Origin of the sequence: Vibrio brasiliensis LMG 20546, assembly GCF_000189255.1 — a bacterium.
Lineage (GTDB): Bacteria > Pseudomonadota > Gammaproteobacteria > Enterobacterales > Vibrionaceae > Vibrio > Vibrio brasiliensis.
On sequence record NZ_AEVS01000101.1, the window covers coordinates 55095 to 67428 of the forward strand.

Sequence of the window (12334 nt, forward strand, 5' to 3'; positions counted from 1 at the left end):
GATGGCTGCATATATTTTTAGGCGACTGCTGTTAGTTATTCCAACATTGTGGGCGATTATCACCATTAATTTTTTCATTATTCAGGTGGCTCCTGGGGGGCCGGTTGAACAAGCAATTGCGCAAATGGAGGGGTTAGAATCGGGTTTGATGAGCCGCATCACTGGAGGGGGAAATTCAGCCGACACCGCCGTGGTGGAGGAAGCTTCTTCAACGGGCTATAAGGGCTCGAGAGGCTTAGACCCAGAAGTTGTCGAAGAGATTAAAAAGCAGTTCGGCTTTGATAAGCCGATCCATGAGCGCTATTTTGAGATGTTGAAAAACTATGTGACTTTCAACTTTGGCGATAGCCTCTTCAAGGGCGGAAGCGTCATTGATCTCATTGTTGAACGGTTGCCTGTCTCGATCTCCCTTGGTCTGTGGAGCACATTGATTATCTACCTGATATCCATACCTCTGGGTATCCTCAAGGCGATCCATCACGGTAGTCGCTTTGATATCTGGTCGAGTGCGGTGGTGATTATCGGCTATGCGATACCAGGATTTCTATTCGCGATTATTCTGATCATCCTGTTCGCCAGCGGTAACTACTTTAGTTGGTTCCCACTAAGAGGGTTAGTTTCAAGTAACTTTGACCAACTGACCTGGTATCAACAGATAGTGGATTACTTTTGGCATTTAGCGCTACCCATCTTTGCAATGGTGATTGGTGGTTTTGCCACTTTGAGTATGCTGACCAAAAACTCATTTCTCGATGAGATTAACAAGCAGTATGTGGTCACCGCGCGAGCGAAAGGGCTCGATGAGCGAGATATCCTTTATAAACATGTTTTCCGTAATGCAATGCTAATCATTATTGCTGGTTTCCCGGCTGCCTTTATCAGTATCTTCTTCACCGGCTCAATGCTGATTGAAGTGATGTTTTCGTTGGAAGGTATTGGGCTGCTGGGGTTTGAATCGACCATTCAACGGGATTATCCAGTGGTATTCAGTTCACTGTACATTATGACTTTGCTTGGACTTGTTTTGAGCATTATCTCCGATTTGACTTATACCTGGGTCGACCCACGAATTGATTTTGAGGCCCGTTAATGTTTAGTCGTAGTAAGAACCCACTTAATCAGGCTCGCTGGCTGAGATTTAAAGCAAACAAACGTGGCTTTTGGTCGATGTGGATATTCAGTGCTTTGTTCGTGCTAAGCCTGTTCGCCGAGATCATTGCTAACGATAAACCTCTGTTGGTTGAGTATGACAGCCAGTGGTACTTCCCAATTGCCACACAATATGCAGAAACAGAGTTTGGCGGTGAATTTGAAACTGAAGCAGACTATACCGACCCGTATGTCATCGAACTCATCGAAGATAAAGGTTACATCGTTTGGCCATTAATTCGATTTAGCTACGATACCATCAACTTCAATATTGGCGGAGCCGTACCGTCGCCTCCGGATGATGTCAATTGGCTGGGTACTGATGATAAAGGTCGTGATGTGCTGGCTAGGGTGATTTACGGCTTTCGTATCTCTGTCCTATTTGGTTTTGTTTTAACGATTGTTTCGAGTGTTATTGGTGTAGCAGTCGGAGCGACACAAGGTTATTACGGTGGCTGGTTAGATCTGTTCGGGCAACGCTTTATTGAAGTCTGGTCAGGTATGCCGACCCTGTTCCTGTTGATCATTCTCTCCAGTTTCGTTGAACCCAATTTCTGGTGGTTACTTGGAATCATGGTCGCATTTAGCTGGATGAGTTTAGTCGGTATTGTCCGTGCTGAATTCCTCCGTTGCCGTAATTTCGATTATGTCAGAGCTGCGCAGGCGATGGGGGTCGACGATAAGCGCATCATGTTACGTCATATGTTACCTAACGCTATGGTCGCTTCACTGACAATGATGCCGTTCATTCTTTCTGGCTCTGTTACGACATTAACGTCACTCGACTTCTTAGGTTTTGGTTTGCCAGCAGGTTCGCCTTCATTGGGTGAGCTATTGGCGCAAGGTAAAGCTAACCTGCAGGCACCCTGGCTAGGCTTCTCTGCATTCTTCGTATTGTCAGTGATGTTAACGCTGTTGGTATTCATCGGTGAAGCGGTGCGCGACGCCTTCGACCCACATCATCAAGGAAGATAACAATGAGCAAAACGGTGTTAACCATTGAAAATCTTTCAGTGGGTTTTGGGCGCAAAAACAGCATTGAGCAAGTGACGCACGATGTCTCACTGTCGATTCGTAAAGGCGAGACACTGGCTTTGGTTGGTGAGAGTGGCTCTGGTAAGTCGGTGACCGCCAACTCAGTGCTAAAACTGTTACCCAAAGGCTCTTCTCACTATCTCAACGGCTCCATTAACTTCGACGGTATTGATATTCTTTCCTGTTCTGAGCGAGAGCTACGCGGCATTCGAGGCGGGCGGATTGGCATGATTTTCCAGGAGCCAATGGTATCGCTTAATCCACTGCACAAAATCGGTAAACAACTGGTTGAGACGCTCGCTATTCACCGTGGTATGCGTACGCGCAATGCTGAGCAACTGGCGATTGAATGGCTCGATAAAGTCGGTATTCGTCACCCTGAGGTTAAAATTGGTGCTTATCCCCACGAGCTATCAGGGGGAGAACGTCAGCGCGTAATGATTGCTATGGCCCTGATTAACGAACCGGAGTTGCTGATTGCGGATGAACCGACAACGGCACTGGATGTTTCTGTGCAGGCGCAAATCCTCGATTTGCTCAAAGATCTTCAACAAGAGCTGGGTATGGCAATGCTGTTCATTACCCATGACTTGAGTATCGTAAAACGCATTGCCGATAGAGTCGCAGTGATGCAAGAAGGTGCGCTGGTGGAAGTTGGTCAGTGCCAGCAGGTATTTAATGAACCCGAACACCCTTATACACAAAAGCTGATCAACTCAGACCCTCGAGGACTGCCTGTTATCGTTGATAGCGCTGCAGAAACATTACTGAAGGTCAAAGCACTGCGCGTATGGTTCCCAATTACGGGGGGAATCTTTAAGCGTGTTGTCTCGCATATCAAGGCGGTGACAAACATGAACTTTACGCTTAAACGTGGTTACTCAATAGGGCTTGTCGGAGAAAGTGGTTCTGGTAAGTCGACCACAGGGATGGCGATCCTCAAACTGGTTAAATCAGAAGGTTCACTCTCTTATCTCGGCACTGAACTGCAGGGGTTAGATCGTAAAGGGATGCTGCCTTATCGCAGCAAGATGCAAGTGGTGTTTCAGGATCCGTTCTCGGCCTTGAACCCTCGCATGTCAGTGGCTCAGGTCATCGGTGAAGGTCTGCGCGTTCATCAACAACTTGATGATGCTGAGATCGATACCCTGATATGTGAAGTGATGAAAGAGGTCGATCTTGACCCGGAAACCCGCTACCGTTACCCGAATGAATTCTCCGGAGGGCAGCGTCAGCGAATTGCTATTGCGCGTGCTCTGATTCTCAAGCCAGAGTTTATTTTGCTTGATGAGCCGACTTCTTCTCTGGACCGAACTGTCCAGGCACAAGTGCTTGACCTATTAAAGTCACTGCAAGAGAAATATCAGCTCACTTATCTGTTTATCAGCCATGATTTGAATGTTGTTAAGTCTCTGTGCCATTACACTATCGTGATGAAACAGGGAGAGGTGATTGAACATGGTGAAACCCAAACCTTGTTCACCCATCCGCAGCAGGACTACACACGACATCTGGTCGAGTTATCCAGTTTCTGATGATTACACAGATAGACTCAGCAAAAAGCCGCCAGAAGAGGCGGCTTTTGTTTGTTCTACAGATAATGCTTTCTGTTAAAGGATAACAGCGTCATCCTGAGACCAGATTTTTGCCAGCTTTTTACTTACATCCAGCTCATTAAGGTGAGCGACGTGGAAGTTAAGCAGGTCAAGATCGTAAGAAGGAGCCGTGTAAACTGAACCTGAGTTAACTGCTTGAACCAGACGGTCAGCCTGTTGCGCCGTGTAGTGCGAATTCTTCAGGCGAGTTTGACTTTCAAGCTGTTGGCGAACCTGACTCACAACCATTTCATATTCAGTCTGAGTGAAACCACCAGCAATCGCACGCTGAATTTCTGTCTGAACCACTTTCTCTACATTCTCTTTTTCGTTTGCAGCAAGCTCGGTTAGGCGAACCTGAGACAACATTTTGTGGTTGAAGACAAGCTGGCTGTCGACTGCTACTTTTGCTTGTGAATGTTGTTGTTCTAGCGCTGTTTCAATGCGTTGCTCTAACATCTTGTTCGCCAGAGTTGCTACCAGCATATCTTTGCGCAAGCTCTTGCTGTCAGGGAGGTTACGAACATTTTTCAGGCTGCTGATAGCAAGCGATGAGTCACTGCTAACGGTCGTTGTCGCTGGTTCGATAGCCAGCTCTGTCAGCGAATTAGAAGCTACTGTGGTGTTACTTTTCCAGTCAGAGAAGTTCTTCTCGATTAAGCGAGCAGCGACTCTCGGAGGGATGTTACCCGTCATCACTAGGGTGATGTTTTGTGGAACGTAGTGATTAGTCTGGAATTGATTTACTGACTCCGCAGGAGTGTTCACTAGTGACTGTTCGTTCAGCGGTGCCCACTCTTGGTTGGCGACTAATGGCTGTACCTGTTTAGTCTCTATTAGTTGCTCAATGTCTGTCAGTGCAGGAAAAGTATCGTTGAGAAGTGCTTGCGCCTGACTTTGTTGAAGCGTTTTAGTTAAGCCGTGACGGATAGTTGCAAGGCTTTCGCTTACGTCGCTATCTGTGCCCTGGTTTAGATCAAGACTAAATACTGTTTGCTGGTAGCCTGAAGTTGCTAGCCAGTTCGTCTCTGTCACTGTGTTGAGCGCGGCGATACGAGCGAGTGGTTGTTCAGAAGGCTCTTGGGCTACACCACTGCCAACTCGTACTCGAATTGATACTTCATCAGTACTTTTTGTCGTTGGCAACACAATGTAGCGCAGACCATTTTCAAGCTGAGCCACTGAGGTACGGGCTGGCAGTTGAATATCGGTGTGTTCAAACCACAGTGCGTTATTCGTCGCAGAAACCGCTAATGGGGAAAAGAGTAAAGTCGCAGATAGGGCGGCTTTAGCAAAATTACGTAATGAATTAGACACTTACTACTCCAGAAACAATGAATGGTTTATCTCTGTGTTCTGAGAATTCGACCTGAACCGGGCCGGATTCCGTGTATCTCTATCCATGAACTCGAAGCTTAGCTTCGTAACACGTCTTTGCCTTAACGTCGCACTCCTGCGCGGCAAATGAACATCTCGTTATAAAAGTTGGGTGAATTCTCTACAACTAAAGTTAATTAGTCAAATCGAATTATGATTTGAGTGAATATATCTCAAAGGTAAGACAACGAATTTAGATGGTGGTGTAATGACTGGCACTCGCAAGAGAAAGAGGTTTCGAGAACCAATAACCTTGTAAGTAAGATGCGCCCATATCGGTAAATACTTTTTGCATCGCAGCGTTTTCAATACCTTCAATGACGATATCAATGTCATAAGTGGTACATAGTTTGGTGATGAAAGTGAGGTATTCGAAGGTTACCGGGTTTTCCATTGAACGCCAGGCAATCGACTTATCAATTTTGATCTGGGAAAGAGGAAGATCGAAAAAACTGTTTAGCGAGCTGTAACCAGCACCAAAATCGTCAAGAGAGAGCTTAAAACCCAGTTGGTTTAAATTATTAAGCTGGGCGATGGCGCTCTTGTTATCGTCGAGAATGATGGTTTCAGTCAGTTCGAGCACAATCGAGCTGGCTTTAACATTGTGCTTGTCTATTAATTGCTTGAGTGCATCCGGGAACTGCTGGCTGAGTAACTGTAAAACCGAGACATTGACGTTGACTCGAATATCATCAGTATGTGTCTGCTGGTACTTGTTGATAAAACGACATGCTTCATCGAAAACCAGATAGCCGAGTTCGCTGATTAGGCCCTTTCGCTCCGCGACGCTAATAAACTCATCAGGATAAATTTCTCCTAATTGGTCGCTTTTCCAGCGAACCAAACTTTCGAAACTGGCTACAGCATGTTTTTTAGTACAGATAATCGGTTGAAACCTGACTGACAGCTTGCGTTTCTTAATCGCGTTGCCCAGCTCTTGCTCAATATAGAAATGTCGGTCGACCTGGCTTTTGGTATTGCCAGTATAGATGCGAATACAGTTATCACGTTGCGTGGCGGCGTACTGGCTGGTTTTAGCTGCCACTTTTACCAGCTCATCTGCGGCTAATGCGTTACAAATGTTGGGATAAATACCGATGCTAATGTCTGTCGCATACAAGAAATCAATCGCTTCAACGGAGTTCTGATACGCCTTACATATTCGCTCAGCTAGGTTCTTTAAGTCATCATTGTCATATTGCCCGCGAACCAGAATAGCAAAGTCATGTGACTGAATTCGGTAGATATCGACGAATTGATCGGGGAACTTACCTAGTGTTTTGTTGAGGTGTGACAATAGGTTACGCATGATCTGCGAGCCGTATAACGTCTGATAGGATCTCGCGTTGCCAGCCTGAATATAAACCAGATGATGAGACTGAGTAGTGACCCCTTTGATGTTATCAAGATCAATAGCCAGCTTTTGTTCGTTAGATAACCCTGTCGGTCCATCTCTGAGTGAAGACTGCTGAACATACATCTCCATCAGTTTGCGATCAGAAATGTCTTTATGACAACCTATCATAAAGCGATGACCATTGACCGTTTTGGTGATGGCTGTACCTTCGAGCCAAGTGTATTGGCCATTAGTGCAGCGCACGCGATACTGAACCGTAACACGCGATTCATCTTCTTGAATGTGTTCATCAACGCGTTCAGACAGGGCTACTTTATCAAGCGGGTGGACCAAATCGAGCCAGTTTTGCAGACAAGTATGCCCAGACTCAACGCCAAAGCGAGCATAAAAGGAAGGGTTATAGAAACAGACATGCTCGGTATCTGACATATAGAAGATACCATCATTGAGTACGTCGACCACATGTCTAAAGTGGTTGTCCATCAATTCATCAAGTTCTGCACCAGTCAAAATACTGGCTTGAGTCGATTCACTCTCAACCGAGTCAACACTCATCTCAGAGACAAGAGTGATCTTAGGTCGTGGAGATATGCTATTTATTGACTGTGACATTGGTGACTAAGGTACCTACAAGACAATTTTCTGGTCAATTTTTAATACTTTAACGATTTTTACATGAGTATCGTGTCAGTATTACATTAAATAATGATGAATCTCTAGCAGATGGCTCCCATTATTTGTTAATAAATCAAAAACATTGCCCTGCACTGACAAGTTAACTAAATATAGTGATACTTTGAACAATTACACAGCATCAAAAGTTAACCTGTTGTTCTAGCGCAGTATGACCAGATTATCCTCTGAAAACAGATTGTTATGTTTCGCGAGTAAGTAACTGTTTTTCTTTTTTTGCGATCGCTATACTGAGACTAAATTCATAAGCAATTGACGTTTGTCGGCACGCGCTGCTTCAGTTAGTTCGATAAGTCTGCGTTGTAGAACCGGAACCAAGATGAAATCACAACTCGATCTTAACCTACTTAAAGTCTTACCTTTACTTGAAAAACACCGTCAGCTTAAGCCTGTAGCAAAAGAGCTAGGCAAAACTGAGAGTGCGGTGAGTAAGCATCTTGCGAAGCTAAGGGAGCAGCTTGATGATCCTCTGTTTGTCAGAGGAGCATTTGAGTTTGAACCCACTGAGTTCACCATCGAACTATTGCCAAAGATTACCGCTGGCTTAGATATGATTGGTGAAGCGGTTCAGAGAGGGGAGTTTGATCCCGCGTTATACGACAAACCTATCTATATCGCTCTGCCGAGTCTTGGTCAGTACTTAGTTGGTAAAGAGTTACTGCTCGATTTAATTGCTACCTTTCCCAAAGCAAAGATAAACATTACTACCTGGAATGAGTCCTCCATTACCGACATTCTCGATGAGAGACTGGATATCGGCGTCCAGTACTTCAATGAAGAACTGACCAAAACGATCTTCCAGCAACATTTAGGAAAGTACAAAGGTGCGATCATCAGTGCAGAGAAGTACGCCCATCGCAGCATTGAAGACAAACTGGCAATGCCTTATATCATGATGGAAATGAAGGGTTGGCAGGATACCAAAGCGGTAACCAGTCAAGCATTGGAGAAGCACGGAATTGAGGTAAATACTATCGCTACCGTCGATAATATTACCTGCCTGTTTGAAGTGTTAGAGAGTATTGAAAGTGCCACTCTATTGCCATTTACCAGCCATGTTCAGCTGCACAATAAGTTCTCAGTGACACCTTTACCGGAGCATTTGCAGTTGGAGCATCCACCTTCAGTGGTTGCCAACTATAAGCTGGTCAACCATGGTAATCCGCTCCATCAACTACTGGCACAAAAGATTAAGCAGCATCTTTTCTAGTTTCGCTCAGGTCGACGTAGATATGTTGCTGAATTCGCATCAGCTCAACAATTGAGTCGACTTTGTATTTGTCGAGAATTCTCGCTTTATAAGTACTGATTGTTTTTGAGCTTAGAGACAAGAGTTCTGAGATCTTCTTATTACTGTACCCTTTGATTAGGTAGTTAAACACCACGGTTTCTCGCTTTGATAAAGTGGTGTTGCGTTTTTTAAGGTTGTCGCTGTTTTTGAACACAGCATGACCTTTTAACACGCTAAGTACCGCTTCTTTCAGAACCAGAGTATTTTCAAGTTTAGACACGTAGCCATTGGCCCCCAGTGACTTAGCTGTTTCTGAATACATTGGATGCTTACTGCTGGAAACAAACAGGATACGTCCTTTGTAGCCGAATGCTCGTGCACGTCTTACAAACTCGAAACCGTCTGAGCCTTCGAGGTCGACATCTAATACCACTAAATTGATATCGTGATTTCTGATCAACTGTATGGCAAACGTGGCGGAAGGAGCCTGTAATACCTGAACATTAGGCAGAGTCTCATAAAGCAGTTGAGACAGCGCTTCGCGCATAATCGGTTGACTATCAATCACTAATGTATGAGTTGAGGACATCATTATTACTTTCTCGCTATTATTTTAATCTATGATGCTTCCATGCGAATTATCCGATGGCGCTAATGTAAGAGATAGCTGACGGAAAAGGGGGAAAGGGGTATTTTCCAGTTCGGAAAAACTGTCAATAGAGGGTAAAGTAGGTCAGTGTAGAGTTATTATTCTATATATTGGCTAAGGATTTTATCCAGAGTGCCGTCACGCTTGAAGTCAATAATTATCTTGTTAACCTGTTGAATAAATTCACTTTTATATGGATATTTATCTGGTGAAATCTTAGTGAAACCGAGGTAACCCTGTTCACTGCTGACTGAACTACCTAATTTCATCTTCCAGCTTGAATCGATGACACCTTCTTGCATCAACAGCTTCACTTCCCAAACAATGGAAAGCCTGTCATTGACATAACAGTCGATACGATTCTTATACAGGTTGAGGATATTATTGCGGTTACCCTTAGCCTCAATCAGTTTTATCGTGCCTTTTTTCACCTCTTCCCAGAATCTGTTACCTCCAAGGGCAAATGACTCGTTGACACCGACAGTCAAGCCCAGATAATCATCGGGCCATTTATTTAGCTGACGCTCCTTAACACTGTCTGGATGACAATAAACCACAACCTGTTCATCGAGAATGGGTTCGGAGTAAGGCGAGATGTAGAGGCGTTTGTCAGGGTAGTAATAGGGAGGGAACAAAGCAAAGCCTTCGCCTGTTTCAAGCAGCTTCAGGCCTCGTTTCCAGGGAATGGGGGTGAGCTTAACTCGATACTCGGGCATCTTCTCGAATACTGCTGCAAGAATATCGACGTAAATTCCTTTTAGCTGCCCATCGACTGAATAGCTATATGGAGGGTATGAATCATCGCCGTAAACCGTTACGGGAGTCGGGGGATGGTACGCCCAACAGACATTGCTAAACAGAACAAGTATTAACCACCTCAAGACGACATCACCTTATGGTTGTTGTTTGTTATAGTTAACTTTAGTTTATTTCTCGACGCTTAGAGATTAGACTTTCATTTTTATCAGTGAATGACCCCAAGGTATGGTATGAGCCAGGATTACGAACAGGGCGAAGAAATCGAAATTGAAGCGATTGGTATTGAAGTCTCTTCGCAGCCTATTGAGCTGTATAAAGTGTTTAAGATCGCTAACCTGGTCGGTGGTGGCGGTGAAGCTAAGCACCTAATTGCTGAAGGTTATGTGGCGGTGAACGGTGAGCTTGAGACCCGAAAACGTCGCAAGCTATACGATGGCGACTTCTTTGAGTTTAATCAGGAGTATTACATCGTTATCTGTGATGCACCGGTGACTGAGCCTGAAGAGAAACCAGTCAAAGCTGAAAAACCAGTGCAGCCTGCGAAAGATAACAGCAAGGCGAAGAGCAAAAAAGCAGCCAAATCTAAACAAAAGTCTAACCAAGTGGAATCAAAGCCAGCTAAGAAAAAGGGTAACGGACGTTCCTCGATAGACTTTTTCTAATTACGTTGCAAAAGGGCCTCAACAGGCCCTTTCTTATTTGTGGATGGTTAGGTCCGAATGTGGGAGATCACCTGATTGAGATCGTCGACATTTTGTTGCAAGTCGATCACTATCGGTTCCAGTTGATTAATGGCCTCATTCATATCAGAAGAGAGGTTTTTTATATTCGCAAGGTTACCTGATATCTCATCACTAACGGCCAGCTGTTCCTCTGTCGCCGCTGCGATAGAGGTGTTGAGTTTGTGAATTTCAGTGGCAGAGCCTTGAATAGTACCAAGTGCATCGTTCGCTACGCTCATATTGGTACGTGTCGATTGCATTTTCTCTGCGCTGCTCTCAATGGTCACCGTCGACTCTTTAGCTTTCTCCTGCAATGTCGAAATAATGCTTTCTATTTCTCCGGTTGAGTCTTGGGTGCGTTGGGCAAGAGAGCGAACTTCGTCAGCAACCACCGCAAATCCACGCCCTTGTTCACCTGCCCGGGCTGCCTCTATCGCCGCATTAAGTGCGAGCAGGTTAGTCTGTTCAGCTATCGCCTTAATAACATCCAACACATTGCCGACATTACTCGACTCTTCAGCCAGTTGTTTAATAATGTCAGAAGTATTGGTGAACTCTCCCTCTAACTGAGAAAACTCGTTGGTTGTTTTATCGAATACCTGTTTACTGGTAGAGGCTTCTTTTTCTGCGCTTCCTGCATACTGCTCCGCCATATTAGTGCTTTCAGCGACATTGGAAAGGGCAGTGGTCATCTCTTCCATCGCTGTTGCAGCCATTTCCATTTCTTGATTTTGTTGACCAGCCATATCGATGTTTTTCTGGGTAATCGATTGAATAGATTGGGAAATGTCTGAGATGGTAGTGTTTACCTGATTGATTTTGCTGATGGTCTTAGCATAGCTAATCAAAACCTTGTTGATGGTGGTGCCTATAATGCCCAGTTCATTATTGCTCTTATCATCTACGCGTAAGGTTAAATCGGAATCGGTATCGACTTGCTGAAGTAAAGTCGCCATTTGATCAATCGGTTTTACCACTCTGCGGTTTACTAACACATAACCGACAATCGCAATGACAAACACTGCGATTAAGGAGATATTACCGATCATCACTGTGGTTTGAACTTCTTTTGCTGCCATATCAAATTGTCTGTTCGTTCGGTCTTCTAACTGTTTGAAGAAGGCATCGATTGGCACCATGATTTTGGCTTTTTCTTGGTGGTATTCTTTACTGTGCAATAACTTAGCCGCCATGGCTAGATCTGGCTCCCCTCGAACCGTGTAGTTTCCGGAGCTATCAGGATACAAGCCTTTCACCGCGTTCATCGCTTTGACTTCCATATTGACTAAAGCGTCTGAGTTTTGTTGGGCTTGTTGTAACAGTTTGAATTCAGATTGGGTGAAGCCTAAATTCTCCATCATTTTTTGCAGCGAGATACGCTGACCGTCAGGTTTTGGCTTTTGACCATAGTTCAATACCAGATCCCAGTATATGGTGTGGTAGTTCTCTGGACGCGCTTTCTGGCCATTACGAATCGCCAAAATATCCATATACATTTTTTCGTAGCTGTCATCGGCGGTCAAAACGTAGGTGCGTCCTAAGCGTGTAAGGTCGTCGGAGCTTTGACGTAATTCGTCAGCAGCCTGGTAAGAGTGATAGCGGATTTGCGCCATATCATCTACTTTTTGCAATAAACCGTTAAGCTGCAGCACTGTCACTACACTGATCACAATGCCTAAGGCAATAACCCCAAACACCAGTTTCATTGTATTGTTAATGTTCATTGTGTTGATCCCTTTAACTAAACGAATCAACCGACGTTGTTTT

Annotated in this window: 10 protein-coding genes; 5 read left to right on the forward strand and 5 right to left on the reverse strand. The window is 44.7% G+C overall.

Annotated features, from left to right (window positions below; translation table 11 throughout):
* The first annotated feature begins 1 nt into the window (after position 1).
* The 3 genes from RH46_RS18760 to RH46_RS18770 are packed head-to-tail and all read left to right on the forward strand — an operon-like array spanning position 2 to position 3719.
* Positions 2 to 1090, forward strand: coding sequence for a microcin C ABC transporter permease YejB (locus RH46_RS18760; RefSeq protein WP_006881101.1), 1089 nt, complete (start codon positions 2 to 4; stop codon positions 1088 to 1090).
* Positions 1090 to 2124: an ABC transporter permease gene (locus RH46_RS18765; RefSeq protein WP_006881102.1), complete on the forward strand. Its 1035-nt coding sequence runs from the start codon at positions 1090 to 1092 to the stop codon at positions 2122 to 2124. Before RH46_RS18760 ends, RH46_RS18765 begins: the two co-directional genes overlap by 1 nt.
* A gap of 2 nt (positions 2125 to 2126) precedes the next feature.
* Positions 2127 to 3719: an ABC transporter ATP-binding protein gene (locus tag RH46_RS18770; RefSeq protein ID WP_006881103.1), complete on the forward strand. Its 1593-nt coding sequence runs from the start codon at positions 2127 to 2129 to the stop codon at positions 3717 to 3719.
* Positions 3720 to 3794: 75 nt separating this feature from the next.
* Here RH46_RS18770 and RH46_RS18775 read toward each other — a convergent pair whose 3' ends face one another.
* Positions 3795 to 5096, reverse strand: coding sequence for an insulinase family protein (locus RH46_RS18775; RefSeq protein WP_006881104.1), 1302 nt, complete (start codon positions 5094 to 5096; stop codon positions 3795 to 3797).
* 253 nt (positions 5097 to 5349) lie between these two features.
* Positions 5350 to 7125 carry an EAL domain-containing protein gene (locus tag RH46_RS18780; protein ID WP_040896242.1) on the reverse strand — a complete coding sequence of 592 codons (1776 nt, stop codon included), beginning with the start codon at positions 7123 to 7125 and terminating at the stop codon, positions 5350 to 5352.
* 400 nt (positions 7126 to 7525) lie between these two features.
* Between RH46_RS18780 and RH46_RS18785 the strand changes: the two genes are divergently transcribed.
* Positions 7526 to 8416, forward strand: coding sequence for a LysR family transcriptional regulator (locus RH46_RS18785; protein WP_006881106.1), 891 nt, complete (start codon positions 7526 to 7528; stop codon positions 8414 to 8416).
* Here the strand turns inward: RH46_RS18785 and RH46_RS18790 are convergent.
* Both RH46_RS18790 and RH46_RS18795 read right to left on the reverse strand, forming a co-directional pair.
* A complete protein-coding gene (locus tag RH46_RS18790; RefSeq protein WP_006881107.1) occupies positions 8397 to 9029 on the reverse strand; it encodes a response regulator transcription factor in 633 nt (210 codons plus the stop codon). The two genes, RH46_RS18785 and RH46_RS18790, sit on opposite strands and share 20 nt — an antisense overlap.
* A gap of 155 nt (positions 9030 to 9184) precedes the next feature.
* The gene (locus RH46_RS18795; protein ID WP_006881108.1) at positions 9185 to 9967 is read right to left on the reverse strand and encodes a substrate-binding periplasmic protein; all 783 of its coding nucleotides are present in this window, start codon (positions 9965 to 9967) and stop codon (positions 9185 to 9187) included.
* A gap of 108 nt (positions 9968 to 10075) precedes the next feature.
* Between RH46_RS18795 and RH46_RS18800 the strand changes: the two genes are divergently transcribed.
* Complete coding sequence (locus RH46_RS18800) at positions 10076 to 10507, forward strand: RNA-binding S4 domain-containing protein (protein ID WP_006881109.1); 432 nt, start codon at positions 10076 to 10078, stop codon at positions 10505 to 10507.
* Between the two features lie 47 nt (positions 10508 to 10554).
* Here the strand turns inward: RH46_RS18800 and RH46_RS18805 are convergent, their stop codons facing one another.
* The gene (locus RH46_RS18805; RefSeq protein ID WP_006881110.1) at positions 10555 to 12291 is read right to left on the reverse strand and encodes a methyl-accepting chemotaxis protein; all 1737 of its coding nucleotides are present in this window, start codon (positions 12289 to 12291) and stop codon (positions 10555 to 10557) included.
* Between the last annotated feature and the right edge of the window lie 43 nt (positions 12292 to 12334).

Bases quoted from the DNA above. Each gene is read 5' to 3' on its own strand.
- RH46_RS18760 (WP_006881101.1), top strand. From the start codon at position 2: ATGGCTGCATATATTTTTAGGCGACTGCTGTTAGTTATTCCAACATTG.
- RH46_RS18765 (WP_006881102.1), top strand. From the start codon at position 1,090: ATGTTTAGTCGTAGTAAGAACCCACTTAATCAGGCTCGCTGGCTGAGA.
- RH46_RS18770 (WP_006881103.1), top strand. From the start codon at position 2,127: ATGAGCAAAACGGTGTTAACCATTGAAAATCTTTCAGTGGGTTTTGGG.
- RH46_RS18780 (WP_040896242.1), bottom strand. From the start codon at position 7,125: ATGTCACAGTCAATAAATAGCATATCTCCACGACCTAAGATCACTCTT.
- RH46_RS18785 (WP_006881106.1), top strand. From the start codon at position 7,526: ATGAAATCACAACTCGATCTTAACCTACTTAAAGTCTTACCTTTACTT.
- RH46_RS18790 (WP_006881107.1), bottom strand. From the start codon at position 9,029: ATGATGTCCTCAACTCATACATTAGTGATTGATAGTCAACCGATTATG.
- RH46_RS18800 (WP_006881109.1), top strand. From the start codon at position 10,076: ATGAGCCAGGATTACGAACAGGGCGAAGAAATCGAAATTGAAGCGATT.
- RH46_RS18805 (WP_006881110.1), bottom strand. From the start codon at position 12,291: ATGAACATTAACAATACAATGAAACTGGTGTTTGGGGTTATTGCCTTA.